The organism is Priestia sp. YIM B13551, from assembly GCF_042787905.1.
Lineage (GTDB): Bacteria > Bacillota > Bacilli > Bacillales > Bacillaceae_H > Priestia.
This window is the reverse complement of record NZ_JBHZOX010000002.1, coordinates 328954-349166: the sequence shown is the minus strand read 5'-3', so window position 1 is coordinate 349166 and position 20213 is coordinate 328954. Positions and strand designations below refer to the sequence as shown.

Genomic DNA, 20213 nt, shown 5'->3' with positions numbered 1-20213 from the left:
GTGCTTCACAAATTAGTAACCGCACCCATTAACCTTGTAGTGAAAATCGGCGAAAAAGTACAGGAAGAAGCTGATAAACAGCTATATGACCTTCCGACGATTCAGCAAAAACTCATTCAGCTTCAAATGATGTTTGAGCTTGGTGAAATTCCGGAAGAAGCGTTTCAAGAAAAAGAAGATGAATTGTTAATGAGGTACGAAATTGCGAAACGCAGAGAAATTGAACAATGGGAAGAGCTAACACAAAAAAGAAATGAGGAATCCTAGATGGGAGAATTACTGTATTTATACGGTTTAATTCCAACAAAAGAAGCAGCAGCCATAGAGCCGTTTCCATCTTATAAGGGGTTTGACGGAGAACATTCACTGTACCCAATTGCGTTTGATCAGGTGACGGCTGTAGTTTCTAAGCTGGATGCTGACACCTATTCAGAAAAAGTGATTCAAGAAAAAATGGAGCAGGATATGAGCTGGCTGCAGGAAAAAGCATTTCATCATCACGAGACGGTAGCCGCTTTGTACGAAGAATTTACGATCATTCCATTAAAATTTTGCACCATTTATAAAGGTGAAGAAAGTCTGCAGGCAGCTATTGAGATTAACAAAGAAAAGATAGAGAATTCACTGACGCTGCTTCAAGGAAATGAAGAGTGGAACGTGAAAATTTACTGTGATGATACGGAGCTTAAAAAAGGGATCAGCGAAACGAATGAAAGCGTGAAAGCGAAAAAACAAGAAATTAGTCACTTATCACCAGGAAGACAGTTTTTTGAAAAGAAAAAAATAGATCAGCTGATTGAAAAAGAATTAGAACTTCACAAAAACAAAGTGTGTGAAGAGATACATGACAAGCTAAAAGAATTATCGCTTTATGACTCTGTTAAAAAGAATTGGAGCAAAGACGTAACGGGCGTAGCTGAACAGATGGCGTGGAACAGCGTGTTTCTTCTCCCGTCTCTGCAGATTACTAAGTTCGTAAACGAAATAGAAAAGCTTCAGCAAAAGCTTGAAAATAAAGGCTGGAAGTTTGAAGTGACGGGACCATGGCCGCCCTATCATTTCTCGAGCTTTGCGTAAAGTGAGGAATTAACATTATGTCTCTTAAACAATCCATGGAGAATAAAGATATTGCTCTTATTGATATTTTAGATGTCATTTTAGATAAAGGAGTCGCCATTAAAGGAGACTTAATCATTTCCATAGCTGGCGTCGATTTAGTGTATTTGGATTTGCGGGTGCTTATTTCTTCGGTTGAAACGCTTGTGCAAGCAAAAGAAGGAAATCGCAAACCAATCACTTCTGAACAATTTGATAAACAAAAGGAGGAATTAATGGATGCAACCGGTCAGCCAAGCAAATGGACGAATCCACTTGGATCCTGATCAAGCTGAACAAGGCTTAGCGCAGCTTGTGATGACAGTTATTGAGCTATTGAGGCAAATCGTTGAACGTCATGCCATGAGGCGGGTGGAGGGTGGAACGTTGACGGACGAACAAATTGAAAACTTAGGAATTGCACTAATGAACTTAGAAGAAAAAATGGACGAGTTGAAAGAGGTGTTCGGTCTGGATGCAGAAGATTTAAATATTGATCTTGGACCGCTAGGCAGCCTGCTTTAAGCGGTCAGTAGGAGGAACAGTATGGCAGTCGAACATAATATGCAGTCAAGTACGATTGTAGATGTGCTCGAAAAGATTTTGGATAAAGGAGTCGTTATAGCGGGGGACATCACCGTAGGAATTGCAGATGTCGAGCTATTAACGATAAAGATCCGCTTGATTGTGGCTTCGGTTGATAAGGCAAAAGAAATCGGCATGGACTGGTGGGAAAATGATCCGTATCTCAGTTCAAAAGGAGCCAATAACAAAGCGCTCGAAGAAGAAAATAAAATGCTGCATGAGCGGTTAAAAACGCTTGAAGAAAAAATAGAAACGAAACGTTAAAAACTGTACGCTACTTAAAAAATGGAGGGATTTACAATGGCAACTGAAACAAAATTAGATAACACACAGGCAGAAAACAAGGAAAATAAAAATGCGGAAAACGGTTCAAAAGAAAAGAACGGTTCAAAAGCAAGCAAAACAACAAGCAGCGGGCCAATCAAACGAGCGGTAGCAGGAGGCATCATCGGTGCAACGATTGGATATGTATCGACTCCTGAAAATCGAAAAAGTCTCCTTGACCGCATTGATACAGACGAATTAAAAAGCAAAGCATCTGATTTAGGAACAAAGGTAAAAGAAAAATCAAAAAGCAGCGTGGCCAGCCTGAAAACATCTGCGGGAAGCTTGTTTAAAAAAGATAAAGATAAATCAAAAGATGATGAAGAAAACGTAAATTCTTCTAGTAGCGAAACAGAAGACGATAACGTTCAAGAGTACGACGAGTTAAAAGAAGAAAATCAAACTCTTCAAGATCGCTTATCACAGCTTGAAGAAAAAATGAACATGCTTGTTGAGCTTAGCCTCAATAAAAATCAAGACGAAGAAGCGGAAGATACAGATTCCGACGAAGAAGAGAGCGATGAGAACGAAGAAAACGAGCAGGACGATGAAAACGAAGAAGAAACATCTAAGCCACGTAAAAAGGATAAAAAAGAAGCTGAGCAAGAAGAGGAAGAAGAAAGTGAAAGTGACGAAGACAGCGAGGAAGAAGAGGAAGATTCTCGCTCAAACAAAAAAAATAAAAAAGTAAAAACAGAAGAAGAAGACGAAGATGAAAGCGAAGAAGAAAAAAAGGAAGCGAAACCAAAAAAGTCAACAGCTAAAAAATCAAAAAATACAAAAGCAAAGAAAAACACGGACGAAGAAGATGACAAACCAACATCTCTTTCTAGTGAAGACGATACAACAGCCTAAGACGTAAAGGAGGAAAGAAAGACATGAGTACAGGCCCTTNAGCGAAGAAGAAAAAAAGGAAGCGAAACCAAAAAAGTCAACAGCTAAAAAATCAAAAAATACAAAAGCAAAGAAAAACACGGACGAAGAAGATGATGAAGCAACATCTCTTTCTAGTGAAGACGATACAACAGCCTAAGACGTAAAGGAGGAAAGAAAGACATGAGTACAGGCCCTTCTTTTTCAACTAAAGACAATACGCTTGAATACTTTGTGAAAGCTTCTAATAAACACGGCTTTTCACTTGATATTTCATTAAATGTAAACGGCGCTGTGATTTCCGGTACCATGATTTCAGCAAAAGAATACTTTGATTACTTAAGCGAAACGTTTGAAGAAGGCAGTGAAGTGGCTCAGGCGCTAAGCGAACAATTCTCTTTAGCAAGCGAAGCGAGCGAATCAAACGGAGAAGCAGAAGCTCATTTTATTCATTTGAAAAATACAAAGATTTACTGTGGAGACAGTAAATCTACTCCTTCTAAAGGCAAGATCTTTTGGAGAGGGAAAATAGCAGAAGTAGACGGGTTTTTCTTAGGAAAGATTTCTGATGCAAAATCAACGAGTAAAAAGAGTTCATAAAAAACGGCGGGGTGATTGCCCCGCCGTTTTTTAGTGATGTGATGAGATGTGCAGCTTCTTTTTTCGATACATGAGCGGAGTCATCTTCATTTCTTTTCGAAACTGATTAATAAAATAGCTTGTACTATTAAACCCTACTTGATAGGCGACTTCCGTCACATTTGCTTCTGCTTGCTGCAGCATAACTAAGCTTTGCTGAATTCGATAGTTTAATACATAGGTCAAAGGCGATTTTTTTAACATTTTCTTAAAATATCGACAGCATTCAGAACGGCTCAATTGTCCGGCTTTGGCAATATCATCGAGCGTAATCTTTTCAGCAAAGTGCAAATGAATCCAATTGAGCATTTGCTTCATCCGCTGATTTTTGATCATTTCTTTTTCATTGTATTTCAGCTGCAACCCGTTAAGAATTAAATTTTTCCACAGTATGCTGAGTTCAGAGGCAATCTCTATTTCATAGTGGTGTGGCTGCTTATGAATCCATGTGTGTATCTTATGTATAGACTCTAACACGTTATTTCCCCAGGCTTGCTTTGGACTGATGAATAAATGTGATAGATTCGTTGCATGAATGTAGGGATAAACGTAATTTGTAAAAAGCTCTTGCGGCACAAGAAAATGAGGAGAAACATTTAAACAAATGTACACGCAGCCGGATTTGTTTATATCTTCAGTCATATGGAGACATCCGCTGTTAATAAACAGTCCGTAGCCTTGTTTTACAGTCACTGTTTTTTCATTTATTTGAAAAGACGCATCACCTTTTATAACCAATACAAATTGAAGCTCATCATGCCAGTGAAGAGGGATGTAGCCGTTTATGTGATCGCCGATCGTCGTTTGATAACATGCTACTGGTAGCTCAACGGTGCGATGGGTCGTTAGCTCTTTTAAGTTTTCATCAATTTTAAAATGGGCTGCTGGCATACATGGTCACCTCAATATATTTATATTTTTTAATGCAATATGCGTATTTTCCGCCCCGTTTTTCACTTATTATAACACTATTCTTATAATAAAAGTGAGGGATGAAAGATGAACGATCTCAGCAGAAAAAAAGGGTTCTTCTTTGTAACAACTGGAGCTATATGTTGGGGGATGGGAGGAACGGTCGCTCAAAAGCTTTTTCAAGAATTTGAAATCAGTGTAGACTGGCTTGTTTCAGTACGGCTGCTCATTGCGGGTTTTTTGCTGCTAATGATTTCATGTATAAAAAGTAATCGTTCTCACATACTTGGAGTATGGAAGAACCGAAAGTCAGCTTTTCAGCTCGTCGTTTTTGCCATAGTTGGTATGCTTGCCGTTCAGTATACGTATATGGCTTCTATTAAGCATGGAAATGCAGCAGTAGCTACGCTGCTGCAGTATTTATCACCGGTGATGATTATCATCTATTTGCTTTTGCGCAAGCAGTCTATATTTACGCGACAAGACGTCATCACTGTTTTGCTGGCACTGGGGGGCTGCTTTTTTTTATTAACAAACGGCTCTATTTCTCAGCTGTCTGTTCCTGTATCTGCCGTTGTTTGGGGAGTGCTGTCAGGCGTAGCGGCTGCTTTTTATACGCTGTATGCGGTGCCGCTGATTAAAAAGTACAGTTCGCTTGTCATCGTTGGCTGGTCAATGGTAATTGGGGGAAGCGTAATGAGCTTTATTCATCCTCCTTGGGAAGCGTCAAGCTTATCACCAATAACCTGCGGATATATTTTATTTGTCATTATTTTTGGCACGATGCTTGCTTTTTGGTTTTATGTAGAAAGCCTGCAAAGTCTTTTACCTAAAGAAACGAGTTTGCTTGGAAGTTTAGAGCCTTTAGCCGCTGTTATTACAACCGTTGTTTGGCTGAAAGAGCCTTTTGGTTTTTATCAATGGATTGGCACAGCTTGTATTATTGGATTAGTTCTATTACTCACACGAACGAAACAAACATCTTCTGAGACGACACTTTCAGCATAAATGGGGGCTTGCTAAAAGAAGAAGCAAACAAATGTCACTTTGCCGCCGAATCTGTAGAAACTCGTTTGACTTTTAAAATCTTTACATATTGAATAAACACTCTTTCTTTTGTAGAGACATTTAATTTAGCAAGTCTTGATGCGTCATCTCGGTTTTTAGCAGATTCTATCACAAAAGTTCCTTTGATTTTGGCTTCATCTTTTAGAACGGAATACTGTATTTCAAATCGTTTTGCTTTCGTTTTCTGCATAGTGATTGATAAGCTCCTTTGCCTGATAGATTAATGTATTGCTATGAAATAAGCTTCGATAAAAAGGAAGAAAAGAACGTAACATATACTACTAAATGAAATGCAGAGCGGCAGTGACTTTTATCACACCACAACCTAGTATTTCATCTTTTTACCAAAAAAGATAGGGTGTTTTACCGTCGTTGCTTATAAAATCTTTTATTCTTTCTGCTTGACCTAGAGTTAACTCTATGGTTTATCTTGTAGTAGTATCATTTCAAGGAGGGGCTTTATATGAAGTATCATACAATTGCTAATACTGACTTACACGTATCAAATTTAATTATGGGAAATATGCGTTTAACAGAGCTTTCTTTACAAGAAGCAGAGAAGCTAATCCGCACAGCGATGGAAGAAGAAATTAACTTTTTTGACCATGCTGATATTTACGGTCCTGATTATGTAGGACAATGCGAAGAGTATTTTGCAAACGCTATACAAATGAATTCAAGTCTTCGTGAGAAAATGGTGATTCAAAGTAAATGCGGCATTAACTCAGCGAAAAATTACTATGACTTTTCAAAGAAGCATATTATAGACTCTGTTAACGGCAGCTTAGAGCGTTTGAAAACAGATTACTTAGATCTTTTATTACTTCATCGCCCAGATCCGCTAATGGATCCTGAAGAAGTAGCAGAAGCGTTTAATGAGCTTCAAAGCAGCGGAAAGGTACGTCACTTTGGTGTGTCGAACCACAACCCAGCGCAAATTCAGCTGCTTGAAAAATACATCGGCCAAAAGCTTGTCGTAAATCAAGTGCAGTTCAGCATCGCACATACGCCAATCATTGACTCTGGTATTTCTTTAAATATGGGCATCGACCAAGCTGTGAACCGCGACAGCAGCGTGCTTGAATATTGCCGTTTAAATGATATAACGCTTCAAGCGTGGTCGCCATTCCAAAACGGATTTTTCGAAGGACCTTTCCTAGGCGATAAAGAGAAATTTGGAAAGCTAAACGAAGTGATTGATCGCATCGCAAGTAAATATAGCGTGACGAATACAGCGATTGCCGTTGCGTGGATCACAACTCATCCTGCAAATATTCAAGTAGTGCTTGGTACTACAAATATTCAGCGTATGAAAGATGCAAGTAAAGGTTCAGAAATCAAGTTAACGCGCGAAGAGTGGTACGATATTTATAAAGCCGCTGGCAACATGGTGCCTTAAGCGCTGCAGTTCTTAAAATAAAGCAGGTAACTCCGTTCGGATATGGAACGGAGTTACCTGCGTTTTACGATAAGTAACTACTGGTTAAGCTAGAAAAAGATTTAGCAGCAGCTCAATTATTTTTGTGACGCCAAGACCTAACAAAAAGGCAATAAAACCGCCAATTACAATGGTAAGCATCATGCGAGCAGTATTCATCGTATTCATCCTTTCAGGTTTAAATATATGTTGCTTGCTGCTTGTACAAAAAATCTGCAGCATAAAGAGCTCAATGAAGAAGACTATAAAAGAATAAACCCTCGAGATAACTAGAGGTCAAGACAAACTCATCATGTTTTTCTGAGAAGTTTAAGGTGTAGGAGGAAGCAGTATGACGTATACCATTTCACAAGTTGCAAAGAAATTGAACGTGACAATTTATACCATTCGCTATTATGATAAAGAGGGGCTTTTTCCGTTTTTAGATCGTACAGCGTCAGGGAATCGTATTTTTAAAGAACAAGATATTGAATGGATCGATTTAATTTGCTGTTTAAAAAGCACAGGTATGCAAATCAAGGACATTCGAACGCTTATTGAAAACTGTACGCTTGAAAATGCCGTGCTTGATAAAAGTCTGCAAATGCTGATGGATCATAAAAAAGCGGTACAAAAAGAAATCGAAGAAATCCATCACAAGCTTGAGACGGTTGATTATAAAATTAAGCACCTGCCGGAAATGTACGAGCGAATTGTTAACAAGCCTTCAAACTAAACAACAAAGGAAGCATAAAAATGATCGAAAAAGTAGTACCTCTCACTGGAGAGAATATGCAGCAGTGCATTAACTTGTATATGAATGTATTTACAAAAAAACCTTGGAATGAGCCTTGGACAGAGAAATCAGCTAGAGAAAGGCTGACTGATTTACTGAACACACCTAAATTTATGGGTTATTTATTTTATGACCAAGGAGATTTGATTGGAATGATTGCAGGTCACGCGAAAAAATCATACAGCGGTATGACCTTTTACGTGGCCGAGCTTTGCGTCAGCGCAAGCGTGCAAGGAAAAGGATATGGTTCAGCTATCTTAAGCCGGTTTGAGAATGAACTTCAAAGACACGATATCAACAGCTTGTATCTCTTGACGGCGACTGGAGGAGCTGCACAGGCGTTTTATGAAAGAAACGGCTATACTGTAAATGATCAGCGCGTTGTCTTGAAAAAAACGTTTGTTTAATGTTTAGCATTTACATAGAGCAGGAAGAGAGTTGCGGAGTGACTCTCTTTTTAATTAATCTTTTTATCTATTAATATGTAGAAGAAAAGGAACTATGAACAAGAAAAATAAGATGATGGGAAGAAGTGGACAAGAAACGGCAGATTAAAAAATCCATTTTTTTACGTTAGTCTTATTATTATCCGGTTCATAAGCACATTTAAAAACAGTGCCCATTATGTGGACACTGCTTTTTCATAATAAAGTGGAAAGCTAGCTTTTGGTAAAAAAATTAGTGGAAATGAAGCTGTTCATCATTATTTCTAATGATTAGCAACCGCCGAATCCTCCCCAGCAAGCACAGCCGATGATGATTAATAAAATGAATAATACGATGATTAAAGCAAAGCCACTGCCAAACCCGCCGCCGCCGCCGTAACCGTAACCGCCATAACCACAGCCACCATAGAAGCCCATATATTTCACCTCCAAGTTCTGAGTACATTTTTAACATATGCCTGAAATGCAAAAGTGCTCCAAAAATATCCAATGATTTCAATGAAAATAAAAAAAGATAAGAAAATAAGATGGACACGGTACTTTTTTTCACTTTCTACATAGGATGAATCATCCCAAGATCTCATATATGAGCCCCCATGTTATAACGAAGCAGGCTAATACCACTTCCTCCTTAGCCTGTGTACATAATGAAAAAGAAGCCGAAGAATTTTTTCTTCGGCTTCTTATTTTTTACTATGAAATAAACACGTTAGTACTTTCCGTATACCATTCTAAGTCAGGATCCGCTTCTTTTTGTATGTATTAGGTACTAAAGAGAAATCAAGCTCATTTTCATATAAACCTAGTAATTTGCTTTTTTTCGTAATTCTTTTCCCTTATTTTCAGCATAACCAAGATATTTGCCCAAGACAGCGAATAGGTAAATGCATATTCATGGGTGAAAGCAAAAACAAAAAAACGGAGGTTTCTCTTATGAATTCAGAAATGCATTTTTTACCTACTATGTATTCTCAAGATCATCATCAACTTCAACACGCAGATGAAAGGTTTATTGGCAGACCGTTTGGTTTCGGACGCCCGTTTGGCTTTGGCAGACCATTCGGCTTTGGCTTTGGGGGTCCATTTTTAGGAGGATTAGCAGGAGGGCTAGTAGCAGGCTCACTGTTATCACCATATGGCTATGGTGGCTACGGCTACGGTTACGGTGGTTATCCGTATGGCGGTTACGGCGGCTACGGCGGTTATGGCTTTGGCTGCGGCTGTTAAACGCAAGTAAAAGAAAAATCTCAGAAGAAGTATTTTTTACATCATTCTTTTCTATAAAGAAGTCTGTTTTGGAACGTAAGGATTTATATCCATCCGCAGTTAATCAGAGCGTGCACCCCACTTAATATAAAAAACCATCTGGTGATTTTCCAGGTGGCTTTTGCGTGGAGTTTTTTATGTAGTGAAGAAGTTATATATTTACGCACTTACTGGAGGTCTGTGTCTAAAGCAGAAGATCACAACATGATGTTTATCAATACTTTAGTCGTGCACTTTATATGCTCATGGTATTAAGAGTCATGATTAATTCTATTGTATAGAAGATTAGTTTAATGAATGGCTTCTTTAATCACTTGACCTCTACGTTAATAACCTGCTTACTATTCTCGAAAAGCTTAACCCACATACTTTCATCCTGCTGCATGCAAAAATTAGCTTATATTGGGCATAATACAGAGAAGAAAGGAGGCGTTTCCATGGATTTATTATCTGGAAACCCTTATTGGCAGACAACTGTAGCGAAGCCGCCTGTATACCCATCTCTAGAGGAAGATATTGAGTGCGATGTTCTTATTATTGGAGGAGGAAGTTCAGGTGCACAATGTGCTTACTATTTATGTGAGCAGGGGCTTGATGTTGTGGTTGTTGATAAACGTAAAGCAGGGCATGGAAGTACAATTGTAAATACCTCTCTTATTCAATATTTAGGAGATAAATTGTTTTACGAATTAGTCAACACGTTTGGAGAAGAAAAAACAGTCCGTCATTATAAGCTGTGCGAACAGGCTATTACAGATATTGAGGAAGCAGCTAAAAAGCTTCCGATTAATGCAGAATTTATAAGAAGAGACAGCTTGTATTACGCAAGTTATGAAGAAGATATCACGAAGATAAATAAAGACTATTTTTATATGCAAAAACATGGATTTGAAGCTGAAATCTTATCAGAAGACCAAATTGAAAAAGACTATGGATTTAAAAAACGAATGGCAATGCTTATTAAAAATGATGCAGAGCTGAACCCTTACAGCTTTACACTCGGTCTGTTAGAGTATGGAAAACAGCATGGGGTTCGGATGTTTGAAGAAACAGAAATTGTCGGTCAAAAGTTAGAAAAAGATGAAGCTGTATTTTTCACTAAAAATAAATCACAAATCAAAGCTAAATATGTCATTATGGCAGGAGGCTATGAAAATCAAGAATTTAAGAGAGAGAAAAAAGCTGTACTCACAAGTTCCTATGCTATCGTTACGACTCCTGTAAAGGATTTTACAGGATGGAAAAATCGAAATTTAATTTGGGAAACCGCTCGACCGTATATTTACATGAGAACAACTTCCGATAATCGGGTCATTATAGGCGGTCTTGATGAAAACACGATTGTGCCGCAAGAACGTGATGCCAAACTCGTTCATAAAAGAGACAAACTTTTAAAAGAGTTCAATAAGCTTTTTCCTCATCTTCAAGTTGAAGCTGATTATTACATAAGCGCTTATTACGGAGGCACTCATGACGGGCTTCCCCTTATCGGAATATATGACGAAATGCCTAACTGTTACTTTCTAAGCGGATATGGAGATAACGGAACGGTGTATAATATGGTGCTAGCTAAAATCATAGCAGAACATATCACAACGAAGAAAAGCAGTGATTTAGAACTTTACATTCAAACGAGAAAAGTTTAATATGTTAGAAAATGGAAGGTTTTTAAAAAGCCTTCTTTTTTTACATATATTTCTTGAAGTAGAGGAGAGACATAGTATGATAGAGGGTCACGCTATTTATTTACGCCCGTTAACTGTCAGCGATGCGCATGACAGCCTTCGGTTGCAAAAGGACAATCGCGGCTTTTTTGAACAGTTTTCTATGATTCGAGAGCATTCTTTTTATACGTTGGAAAGCCAAGTAGAAAAAATTCAGCGTCATGAAGAGAATAGGAAAAACGATGAAGAATACTATTTTGGTCTTTTTCAAAAAGAGAATAATAAGTTGATTGGCACCATTAGTCTTTTTCAAGTGCTGCGCGGATCTTTACAAAGCGCGTTTATCGGCTATTTTCTAGATCAGCATCATAATGGAAAAGGGTACGCAACAGAAGCTGTAAAAGTACTTGTTGGCTATGCGTTTGAAGAGCTGCATCTTCACCGCATTGAAGCCGGCGTCATGCCACGTAATTTGCCTTCTCAGCGCGTACTCGAAAAAGCAGGGTTTCATAGGGAAGGAATTGCTAGAAAAAATGTAAATATTAATGGCATATGGGAAGACCATCAAGTCTTGGCTATCCTTAACCCTAATGATGAAATAGAAGAAATAAACGAGTTCTTAAAATTTTGATATACGTTTTTACATTTAAAATTTATAATGAGAATAAGAGAATAGAACAGTCTATATTTAAATAGTAGGTGACTAAGGTAATGGAAGAGAGGAACATCAATGAAAAAGCCGTTTGGGATGTATTGCAGATGGCTAGCGAAGTAGTCGGAAGCAGGACGCTGTTTGTAGGGATTTTCGACGAACAATTTTCAGTTATGAAAGCCTTTAATAAAGAAGGGGGCAGCCTTGTAGAGGATGGACTGACGCTGCCGTTAGAGCTTGCGGTATGCAACTTAGTCACGTGTGATGAACCCCTTGTTATTCCCAATACAAAACGCGATGTTAGAACGTCTAATTTAGCCATCATTGATGGTGCTCGGGTAGGTTCTTATTTAGGAACACCTATTGTGCTAGAAGACGGGAGAATGTTTGGTACCTTATGCGCGGTCGATCCGGATCCTTATCAGTTTAGCGAAAGTGAAATTCAAGGGTTAAACCGGCTGGCTGGTATTTTGTCTCATATTATTTATAAAAATCAAGCGGCTGTTTTGCCGAAAATTGAAGAGAAAATTCTGCAGCTTGATAAACTGGCGCTCGTAGGGCAGCTAGCAGCAGGGTTAGCGCATGAGATTCGAAACCCGATGCAGTCGGTGCGCGGCTTTATCCAATTTCTATTTAATGAAAATGAACAGGCAGAGCCTTTTCAAAAAATTGTTCTTGATGAACTGGATCGTATGAATGAACTCATTAACAACTTCTTGCTTGTTACGCAGCCAACAGCGCCTAAAAAAGAAATCGTATCGATTGTAGAAGTTATTCATGATACCGTTGCTTTCTTGAAAAGTGAAGCTGCGCTGTATAATGTCGAAATGAACGTAAGAATAGAAGGAGCCATTCCGCTTGTATCAATCGATCCTGCTCAAATGAGACAAGTGTTTATGAATCTTTTGAAAAACGCCATTGAAGCAATGGAGAAAAAGAAACGCGGCGAAGTAAATCTTATTATCAAAGAATGGGAAGGTTGGGCTCTTATTGACATTCAAGATACCGGCTCTGGCATTCCGCTATCCATTATTAATAAAGTAGGAAATCCATTTTTCTCAACAAAAGATGGAACAGGCATGGGGTTAGGGCTTTCTATTTGTAAAACGATCATCAACGAGCATAACGGTAAGCTTGCGATTGAAAGTGATGAGAACGGGACGGTAGTGACGGTGAAGCTGCCTTTGACGCTTTAAGATAAAACAAAAAAGAAAGGAGAGCAAGCACTCATCCTTTCTTTTTTGCTGACCTTTTTAATATGCTGAACTGTCTTCAATCCAGTATTCATAGTCTTCCGCATCTTTTTTATTTAACTTTTTGCCGTTGATGTAAATTTTGTCCCATTCGTAAATTTGTTTATCCAAATAAACGTTAAACACAATGCGTACATGCTCTTTTTCTGTATAATCGTAGCCGGTAAATTGTACAACATGATGACGGCCTTCTTTTTTAATATAGGTCCATTTTGGATGATCGTTGTACGTTTCAAGCGTAATTGCTTCGTCGCCGTAGCGAACTACATCTTTAATATTCGTTTTTGTTGGTAAAAATGATAATCCCGCTCCGACTCCAAAAGTAATCACAAGCGCCAAGATGCTTAAACCAATAGCAATTCCGATGTGAGTGCCGCCTTTTATTTGCAGATAAGCTTCTTTCCGCTGCTCCGGCTGAGCTTCGGCTCGAGCTAACACGTTTTTAACATGCTTATAATACCAGCGGTTTGCACATAGCCCTGTAATAAGTGAAGCGCCGCCGAACACAATTGCATCGGACCACTCTGGTATGTCTACAAAGCACAAAAGGGAAAACCAAATTACTTCAATAAGCGATAAAATAAAAAAGTGCTTATACATTTTTCGGTATGCAAACCAAGCGCTTGTCAGAAAAAAGGCTGCCCAGTTCCACGTGTTGTTTTTAGCTGGATTGGCTGTTTTTCCCCATTTTAAATCATAATACGACGTATTCGTTCGAACTACTTTATGCTCTTCTTCAAAAGAAACGAGTTCATTTACTGCTTGTTCTTCCATTTAAAACACCTTTCGTTGGTTATAATCTATCATCTAAAATGACTCTATTATTATACATTATTTCTAGTATTTTTCTATTCTTCCTTAAATTATTTTTAAAGTAAGAATATTTGTGCTATGGGTTTTTCAACAAGAAGTTTCATAAAAAAGAATAATATGGTAGATTTGAAGAAAAAGGAGCTGCTTGAGCATGAATCATTTAAAGAAAGCCCTGCACCAATCGTGGTCAATTCATTCAAGCACGAAGTGGACGGCTGATAATCCTTCTAAGGGACAGTGCGGCGTAACGGCCCTTGTCGTTCAAGATCTAAAAGGAGGATATATTTTAAAAACTCCGTGTAAAGAAGGCTGGCATTTCTATAATCAGCTTGATGAACAGCGCTGTGATTTTACACAAGAACAATTTCGCGAGCCTCTCCATTATGCAGACATTTTATCCAGTCGGGAAGAAGCGTTTATGGATACGAATAAGGAGCAATATGAGGCTTTAAAGAAAAACGTAATGACCTATTTTATACATGAAAATTTGCTTTAGAAAGGAACACATAAATGAAAAGTATTCAGTATTCCATTGTTGATGTATTTGCACAGAGAAAATATACGGGAAATCAGCTCGCAGTTTTTAAAGACGCAGGAAACCTTTCAGACAAAGAGATGCAGCAAATAGCTAAAGAAATTAATTTCTCTGAAACGACGTTTATTACGTCTTCTTCTGCAAAAGGGGAATATAACGTGCGAATTTTTACGCCTAATGAAGAAGTGCCATTTGCAGGACATCCGACGCTCGGAACCGCTTATGTTATCCGAGAAGAACTAGAAGAAAAAGATACAGAGGAGCTTATTCTTCATTATAAAGCAGGTCCTACGCCCGTTACATACGATGAACCAAAAGATGTGCTGTGGATGACACAAGGTCAGCCGACGTTTGGGAAAGTGCTTGATAAAAAGCGAGTGGCGGACGTGTTAAACCTTGATAAAGCTTATATCGACACGCGTTTTCCTGTTCAAGAAGTATCCACCGGTCTGCCGGTTATCCTTGTCCCGTTAACATCATTAGAAGCAGCTAAAGAGATAAACGTAGACAAAGAAAAATATTTCAAACTGATAGAAGACACGGAAGCAAAAGCAATTATGGTATTTTCACCGGAAACCTATCACCAAGATCATCACTTAAACGTACGAGATTTTGCCGACTACTATGGTGTTCCAGAAGATGCGGCAACCGGCAGCGCCAACGGCTGTTTAGCAGCATATTTAGTTAAATGCGGCTATTTTAATCAACCAGCTATTGATATACGTATAGAACAAGGATACGAAATAGGAAGACCTTCACTGCTGTATGTAAAAGCTAGTTATGACGGAGAGAAATTTCACATTCAAGTAGGCGGAAAAGTAGAGATGATTGCGCGCGGTGAATGGATTTTGTAACAAGCTGTTCATCTGCTGTTCACAATAAGTTCTTATCCTAATAAAAACGCAATAGGACCACGGCGTTTGGTTACACTAGTAAACAGATAGATACTGAAAGAATAAATAATGGCGGCCAAAAGGCCGCCATTTTAAATGGTTGATAAAAGGAGTGGCAGAAGAAATGATTCACATTTTACTGGCGGATGACGATGAGCATATGCGGCAATTAGTTCGTCACTATTTGCAGCTTGAAGGCTATGTGGTGCATGAAGCAGAAGACGGTGAGGAAGCTTCGGGTCTGCTTGCTAAGCAGCACATTCATTTAGCGGTTGTCGATATTATGATGCCTCATAAAGACGGGTATGAAGTTTGCGAAGAAATACGCAGCTATTATGATTTTCCCATTATTTTATTAACGGCAAAAGATCAGCTGGAAGACAAAGAAAAAGGCTTTTTAGCAGGAACAGATGACTATGTGACAAAACCGTTTGAACCAAAAGAATTGATTTTCCGAATCAAAGCCCTGCTTCGCCGGTACGAAGTGGTAAATGAAAAAATGATCGTGCTGAACAACACCTCTATCGACCGAAAAAGCTATGAAGTGCACTGCAGCGGGCGACTGTTAATTCTTCCAATGAAAGAATTTGAATTATTAGCTCAGCTTGCGAGCTATCCAGGAAGAATTTTCACAAGAGAAGTATTAATTCATCTGATATGGGGAGCGGATTTTAACGGAGATAACCGCACAATCGATGTACACGTAAAAAGGCTGCGCGAAAGGTTTGAACATACCGATGATTTTTTCATTACGACGGTTCGAGGAGTCGGCTATAAGCTTGAGGTGAAGGCAAAATGAAGACGCTCTATTTGCGGATTGTCCTGACGACCATCGCTGTAATGGTATTTAGCAGTCTCCTAGCGTTTATTTTAGCAAACGTTTATTATCAGTACAGCTTAAAACCTTATAACGATCAAAAGCTTACGCGTATGGCAAAAGACATTGCGAGCTTTTACGAAAGCAATAGGGGCGTGGATCAACAAGCTTATTTACAGCATATTAGTAAATTAGGCTATCAAATATATGTGGTGGACAGCAGCGGACATGAGACGTTTTACGGACGGGAATTTAGAAATCAGCGCTTAGAAAAGAGTGCTGTCAAACAAGTACTGGACGGAAAAATGTATCACGGAATTGCAAACTTTCCTTCACAGGTGTTTGTGACGGGATTTTTTGATAATGTGTTAGCCAATACCATCGGCGTGCCGTTAAAAGGAGAAAGTAATAAGCAGCAAGCGCTGTTTATCCGCCCTGATATTCAGCTGCAGTTCGGGGAAATGCGTATTTTTTTCTCGGTTATTTTACTGGTGATGATTATATTAAGTATTTTATTTGTACTTATTAGTACGCGTTATTTAGTAAAACCAATTGTCAAGCTAACGGAAGCGACAAAACAAGTGGCAAAAGGAAAATACAACGTCGAGCTGTACGTAAAGCGCCGAGACGAAATCGGCGCGCTTGCTTCACACTTTTCTGAGATGGCTAAAAGTTTAGAGCAGCTTGAAGAGATGCGCCAAGAATTTGTATCCAACGTGTCGCATGAAATTCAGTCTCCGCTGGCGTCCATTCAAGGGTTTTCGAAAACGCTCCGTTCTGCACATCTTTCTGATGAACAAAGAAATGAGTATCTGTCTATTATTGAAGAAGAAAGCCGGCGCATGTCGTCGCTCAGCAAACAACTGCTTACGCTTGCTTCACTTGATAAAGAAAGTCAGAATATCGACAAAATCCCGTTTGATGTTGCAGCTCAAATCAAGCAAGTGCTGTTTATGACAGAGTGGAGCTGGCGTGAAAAAGAGTTAGCTATTGAAATGGATCTTCCTTCAACGATGATTTCAGGCGATCAAAAACTGCTTCATCAAGTGTGGACAAACTTGATTACAAACAGCGTAAAGTTTACGGAAGAAGGAGGAACGCTGTCTCTTCGCGTGCAGATGGAAGACACGCATTGCCACGTTGAATTTCAAGATACGGGAATCGGTATGTCAAAAGAAAGCCTCCCGCATATTTTTAATCGTTTTTATAAAGAAGATAAAGCAAGAAGCCGGACGGAAGGAAGCAGCGGTCTTGGTTTAGCGATTGTGAAGCAAATTGTCGAAATGCACGGAGGTTCCATTCACGTTGAAAGTGAAAAAGGAAAAGGCAGCACCTTTCACGTTTATCTTCCGAAAATGTAATGAGCCGTTCATCTTCCATTCATTTTTTATTTTTATACTTTAAATAGAATTAAAAAAGGAGATGAAAGAAAGATGTTTTTGGCTTTACGTGAATTGAAACATGCGAAGCTGCGCTACTTACTCATTGGCGTGATTATGGTGTTAATTGTATGGCTTGTGCTTTTTGTATCAGGCTTAGCAAAGGGGCTTTCCTCTGACAATGCTTCAGCTGTTCAAGAAATGAAAGGAAATTACGTTGTGCTTCAAAAAGAAGCGGATCAGCGCCTGACGCGCTCTGTTTTATCCGCAAACAAAACAGAAGATATTCAACAACTAAGCGGCAAGAAAAATGCTGAGCCGCTTGGTGTGATGATGACAGCCGTTATAAATGAAGGAAAACAGAAAAAAATAGACGCCTCGTTTTTTGCCATAAGCACAAGCGGCTTTTTAGCTCCGAACGTAATAGAAGGGAAGATGATTACGGACGATGCGAAACATGAAGCCGTGGCGGACTCTTCGCTAAAAGAAGAAGGAGTAAAGCTAGGTGATACGATAAAAGATACGGCTTCAGGAAAAAGCTTTACAATTGTTGGTTTTACAAAAAATCAGTCGTTTAGTCACGCGCCTGTTATTCATATTAATCTTACAGAGTGGAAGACAATTGAAAGCACAGGTGCCTTTAATGCAGTGGTGTTAAACATGAACGATAAAAAAGCGCATGCTCTTCAAAAAAAGGGGTCTAACATTGACGTGATTAGTAAAGATGAAGCGTTAAAGGGTATTCCTGGCTATCAAGAAGAACAAGGCTCGCTTTTAATGATGATCGCGTTTCTGTTTATCATTGGAGCTTTTGTATTAGCCGTTTTTTTCTACGTGATGACGCTTCAAAAAATGAATCAGTTTGGGGTGTTAAAAGCGATAGGAGCAAAAACAAGTTATTTAGCGCGGACGATTTTATCTCAAGTGGTTGTGTTAACTTTATGTAGTCTCGCTATTAGTATTGGACTGACATACGGAGTAGCTGCCATTTTGCCCGATTCGATGCCATTTTACTTGGATTTATCGCTAATCGCAGGCTGTTCAGCGCTGTTTGTAGCTGTTTCTGTACTGAGTTCATTATTGTCGCTGTATCGCGTAGCAAAAGTAGATGCGGTTGAAGCGATTGGGAGGGCTGTTTAATGAGTGAAGAAAAATTAGTTTTAGAGAATGTTAGCAAGTCGTTTGGAGAAGGAGAAAACGCTGTAGTCGTGTTAAATGACCTATCGCTGCGTGTAAAAGCCGGAGAGCTTGTGGCGATTGTCGGTCCTTCAGGTTCTGGGAAAAGTACCTTTTTATCTATTGCAGGGGCGCTGCTTTCACCGTCTAGCGGACGTGTAATTATTGATGGAGACGAGATTAATAAAATGTCTCCCGGGCAAATGAACAGCGTCCGCTTGAAGAAAATCGGCTTTATCTTTCAATCAGCTAATTTAATTCCGTATTTAACGGTTCGCGATCAGCTTCTTCTTGTAACGGAACTAGAAGGAAATCGAAATAAAGAAGCGAAAAAAAGAGGGGATGATTTGCTTGAAAAACTAGGGATTGCTCATCGAAAACATCACTACCCTGAAAGTCTATCCGGCGGAGAGCGTCAGCGGGTAGCGATTGCAAGAGCGTGGATGAATAACCCTGAAATTATCTTTGCAGACGAGCCTACAGCAAGCTTGGATTCAGAGCGAGGAAGAGCAGTCGTGCAAATGCTCGCAGATGAAGTGAAGCTAAGGGGCAAGTCAGCTGTAATGGTTACCCATGACCAAAGAATGCTGGATTTATGCGATCGCGTTGTGTGGATGGAAGATGGGAAATTAGTAGAATCAAATAGCGTGCAAGTCTAAAAAAGTGCTGCTCTTGTCAAGAGCAGCACTTTTTTTATGGTATAAAATTAAGCGATGGAGGCGTACTTTCTTGTTCTTCGTTAAATAAGTTAATCTCTCCTGCCGTTTCCAAACCTTAGCCTGCCGTTTTTAATGACGTTCCAGCAATTTCATTTTTCTGTCCCTGAAGCATCACTTCATCACTTGGCTCTCCTAGCTGCTGAAAAATTCCGGTCGTATGAATAATTTGACCAATCGTTTGAAGCACAATTCCCGATACGACTTGTTTGTCTCCAGGAGTTGGTCGTTTATTAAGAGAAAAGAGATTTGCAGCTCCAATCAGCTCCATAATTTGACCGATTGTTTTTAAAGAATTTCCTGCAGCAATTAGCCCTTCAAAACTTACTTTACTTTCTTCATTATGGGTATATTTGTCATCTCGATTTGGCGCCTCCATACGTTCACTCCTTTGTTAGTAGATGGGTTAGTTATTCATATTCCACTTCTGTAAAAAGCGTGTAGCGAAAATAAAACAACGCTATTTAGGAAGGAATAAAATAAGAAACAGGAAATGAAAGAGCCATGAAGAAATAATAAAAAGGTGATGAAATGATGAGAACATGGAAAACAGCCGCGTTTGGACTTCTCATGGCAAGCTTTACAGGATGTTCAAGCAGTGGATTTCTTGAAGAATCCCCGCCAAAAGCGTATCTCGAAGCAAACAACCATCTTTACGAAACAAAAGTCGGCACATACTGCTGGAAAAGCACGTGTGTGGATACAGCAGGACCTTCAGAATTATTAAAAACAGAAAAGCCTATTGAAGTAAAAGCAAATGAATCGCTATCACTTGTTATAAAACATGAAAGGCAGCCTAACGAGCGGCATATGGTACAAATACAAAACAAAAATGAAGTGGATGTATCTCTGAAAAAAATAAGATGAAAGCACCTTCTAAAGCGGGCACTTACT

At 39.1% G+C, this 20213-nt stretch carries 27 protein-coding genes; 22 read left to right on the top strand and 5 right to left on the bottom strand.

What is annotated here, in order from left to right; all coding sequences use genetic code 11:
• The 7 genes from ACFX4N_RS11035 (at window position 1) to gvpU (ending at window position 3477) form a co-directional block, all read left to right on the top strand.
• A complete protein-coding gene (locus ACFX4N_RS11035; RefSeq protein WP_013057993.1) occupies window positions 1–267 on the top strand; it encodes a gas vesicle protein GvpG in 267 nt (88 codons plus the stop codon).
• Entirely contained in the window at window positions 268–1077 is an 810-nt protein-coding gene (locus ACFX4N_RS11030; protein WP_057273575.1) for a GvpL/GvpF family gas vesicle protein, read from the top strand.
• 17 nt (window positions 1078–1094) lie between these two features.
• Window positions 1095–1382 (top strand): gas vesicle protein, encoded by a 288-nt coding sequence (locus tag ACFX4N_RS11025; RefSeq protein WP_013057991.1) that lies wholly within the window; start codon window positions 1095–1097, stop codon window positions 1380–1382.
• Window positions 1336–1620, top strand: coding sequence for a gas vesicle protein K (locus ACFX4N_RS11020; protein ID WP_013057990.1), 285 nt, complete (start codon window positions 1336–1338; stop codon window positions 1618–1620). The genes ACFX4N_RS11025 and ACFX4N_RS11020 overlap by 47 nt, the downstream gene beginning before the upstream one ends.
• A 21-nt stretch (window positions 1621–1641) precedes the next feature.
• Window positions 1642–1944 (top strand): gas vesicle protein, encoded by a 303-nt coding sequence (locus ACFX4N_RS11015; RefSeq protein ID WP_013057989.1) that lies wholly within the window; start codon window positions 1642–1644, stop codon window positions 1942–1944.
• A gap of 36 nt (window positions 1945–1980) precedes the next feature.
• The gene (gene gvpT, locus ACFX4N_RS11010) at window positions 1981–2859 is read left to right on the top strand and encodes a GvpT/GvpP family gas vesicle accessory protein (protein WP_377261381.1); all 879 of its coding nucleotides are present in this window, start codon (window positions 1981–1983) and stop codon (window positions 2857–2859) included.
• Window positions 2860–3060: 201 nt separating this feature from the next.
• Entirely contained in the window at window positions 3061–3477 is a 417-nt protein-coding gene (gene gvpU, locus ACFX4N_RS11005; protein WP_013057987.1) for a gas vesicle accessory protein GvpU, read from the top strand.
• Between the two features lie 30 nt (window positions 3478–3507).
• On the opposite strand, the gene ACFX4N_RS11000 is transcribed toward gvpU, so the two are convergent.
• Window positions 3508–4407, bottom strand: a complete 900-nt coding sequence (locus ACFX4N_RS11000) for an AraC family transcriptional regulator (RefSeq protein WP_029322980.1) — start codon at window positions 4405–4407, stop codon at window positions 3508–3510.
• 108 nt (window positions 4408–4515) lie between these two features.
• Between ACFX4N_RS11000 and ACFX4N_RS10995 the strand changes: the two genes are divergently transcribed.
• A complete protein-coding gene (locus tag ACFX4N_RS10995; protein ID WP_057273573.1) occupies window positions 4516–5436 on the top strand; it encodes an EamA family transporter in 921 nt (306 codons plus the stop codon).
• Window positions 5437–5470: 34 nt separating this feature from the next.
• Here ACFX4N_RS10995 and ACFX4N_RS10990 read toward each other — a convergent pair whose 3' ends face one another.
• Window positions 5471–5686 carry a hypothetical protein gene (locus ACFX4N_RS10990; protein WP_013057984.1) on the bottom strand — a complete coding sequence of 72 codons (216 nt, stop codon included), beginning with the start codon at window positions 5684–5686 and terminating at the stop codon, window positions 5471–5473.
• A gap of 273 nt (window positions 5687–5959) precedes the next feature.
• Here ACFX4N_RS10990 and ACFX4N_RS10985 point away from each other — a divergent pair, with 273 nt between their 5' ends.
• The 3 genes from ACFX4N_RS10985 (at window position 5960) to ACFX4N_RS10975 (ending at window position 8116) form a co-directional block, all read left to right on the top strand.
• Window positions 5960–6895, top strand: a complete 936-nt coding sequence (locus ACFX4N_RS10985; protein WP_053487497.1) for an aldo/keto reductase — start codon at window positions 5960–5962, stop codon at window positions 6893–6895.
• Window positions 6896–7265: 370 nt separating this feature from the next.
• The gene (locus tag ACFX4N_RS10980) at window positions 7266–7649 is read left to right on the top strand and encodes a MerR family transcriptional regulator (protein ID WP_057273572.1); all 384 of its coding nucleotides are present in this window, start codon (window positions 7266–7268) and stop codon (window positions 7647–7649) included.
• A gap of 20 nt (window positions 7650–7669) precedes the next feature.
• The gene (locus ACFX4N_RS10975) at window positions 7670–8116 is read left to right on the top strand and encodes a GNAT family N-acetyltransferase (RefSeq protein ID WP_057273571.1); all 447 of its coding nucleotides are present in this window, start codon (window positions 7670–7672) and stop codon (window positions 8114–8116) included.
• 309 nt (window positions 8117–8425) lie between these two features.
• On the opposite strand, the gene ACFX4N_RS10970 is transcribed toward ACFX4N_RS10975, so the two are convergent.
• Window positions 8426–8572, bottom strand: coding sequence for a YjcZ family sporulation protein (locus tag ACFX4N_RS10970; RefSeq protein ID WP_057273570.1), 147 nt, complete (start codon window positions 8570–8572; stop codon window positions 8426–8428).
• Window positions 8573–9088: 516 nt separating this feature from the next.
• Between ACFX4N_RS10970 and ACFX4N_RS10965 the strand changes: the two genes are divergently transcribed.
• The 4 genes from ACFX4N_RS10965 to ACFX4N_RS10950 all read left to right on the top strand — a co-directional run bounded on the left by ACFX4N_RS10965 (window position 9089) and on the right by ACFX4N_RS10950 (window position 12933).
• Window positions 9089–9382, top strand: a complete 294-nt coding sequence (locus ACFX4N_RS10965) for a hypothetical protein (RefSeq protein ID WP_035439060.1) — start codon at window positions 9089–9091, stop codon at window positions 9380–9382.
• A 476-nt stretch (window positions 9383–9858) separates the two neighbouring features.
• Window positions 9859–11067: an NAD(P)/FAD-dependent oxidoreductase gene (locus ACFX4N_RS10960; protein ID WP_029322968.1), complete on the top strand. Its 1209-nt coding sequence runs from the start codon at window positions 9859–9861 to the stop codon at window positions 11065–11067.
• Between the two features lie 76 nt (window positions 11068–11143).
• Entirely contained in the window at window positions 11144–11716 is a 573-nt protein-coding gene (locus ACFX4N_RS10955) for a GNAT family N-acetyltransferase (RefSeq protein ID WP_013057975.1), read from the top strand.
• 80 nt (window positions 11717–11796) lie between these two features.
• Complete coding sequence (locus ACFX4N_RS10950) at window positions 11797–12933, top strand: GAF domain-containing sensor histidine kinase (protein WP_057234974.1); 1137 nt, start codon at window positions 11797–11799, stop codon at window positions 12931–12933.
• A 57-nt stretch (window positions 12934–12990) separates the two neighbouring features.
• Here the strand turns inward: ACFX4N_RS10950 and ACFX4N_RS10945 are convergent, their stop codons facing one another.
• Complete coding sequence (locus ACFX4N_RS10945; RefSeq protein ID WP_098196726.1) at window positions 12991–13764, bottom strand: DUF2628 domain-containing protein; 774 nt, start codon at window positions 13762–13764, stop codon at window positions 12991–12993.
• Between the two features lie 190 nt (window positions 13765–13954).
• Between ACFX4N_RS10945 and ACFX4N_RS10940 the strand changes: the two genes are divergently transcribed.
• The 6 genes from ACFX4N_RS10940 (at window position 13955) to ACFX4N_RS10915 (ending at window position 19262) form a co-directional block, all read left to right on the top strand.
• On the top strand, window positions 13955–14299 hold the full coding sequence (locus ACFX4N_RS10940; RefSeq protein ID WP_013057972.1) for a YunG family protein: 345 nt from the start codon (window positions 13955–13957) through the stop codon (window positions 14297–14299).
• A gap of 14 nt (window positions 14300–14313) precedes the next feature.
• Window positions 14314–15192, top strand: coding sequence for a PhzF family phenazine biosynthesis protein (locus ACFX4N_RS10935; protein ID WP_029322955.1), 879 nt, complete (start codon window positions 14314–14316; stop codon window positions 15190–15192).
• 163 nt (window positions 15193–15355) lie between these two features.
• A complete protein-coding gene (locus tag ACFX4N_RS10930; RefSeq protein WP_192100272.1) occupies window positions 15356–16030 on the top strand; it encodes a response regulator transcription factor in 675 nt (224 codons plus the stop codon).
• A complete protein-coding gene (locus ACFX4N_RS10925) occupies window positions 16027–17409 on the top strand; it encodes a sensor histidine kinase (protein WP_098602489.1) in 1383 nt (460 codons plus the stop codon). The genes ACFX4N_RS10930 and ACFX4N_RS10925 overlap by 4 nt, the downstream gene beginning before the upstream one ends.
• 72 nt (window positions 17410–17481) lie before the next feature.
• Window positions 17482–18567: an ABC transporter permease gene (locus ACFX4N_RS10920; RefSeq protein WP_057273565.1), complete on the top strand. Its 1086-nt coding sequence runs from the start codon at window positions 17482–17484 to the stop codon at window positions 18565–18567.
• On the top strand, window positions 18567–19262 hold the full coding sequence (locus ACFX4N_RS10915) for an ABC transporter ATP-binding protein (RefSeq protein WP_192100273.1): 696 nt from the start codon (window positions 18567–18569) through the stop codon (window positions 19260–19262). Before ACFX4N_RS10920 ends, ACFX4N_RS10915 begins: the two co-directional genes overlap by 1 nt.
• Window positions 19263–19377: 115 nt before the next feature.
• Here the strand turns inward: ACFX4N_RS10915 and ACFX4N_RS10910 are convergent, their stop codons facing one another.
• The gene (locus ACFX4N_RS10910) at window positions 19378–19698 is read right to left on the bottom strand and encodes a hypothetical protein (RefSeq protein WP_192100274.1); all 321 of its coding nucleotides are present in this window, start codon (window positions 19696–19698) and stop codon (window positions 19378–19380) included.
• 155 nt (window positions 19699–19853) lie between these two features.
• Between ACFX4N_RS10910 and ACFX4N_RS10905 the strand changes: the two genes are divergently transcribed.
• Window positions 19854–20186: a hypothetical protein gene (locus tag ACFX4N_RS10905; protein WP_223268999.1), complete on the top strand. Its 333-nt coding sequence runs from the start codon at window positions 19854–19856 to the stop codon at window positions 20184–20186.
• Window positions 20187–20213 lie beyond the last annotated feature (27 nt).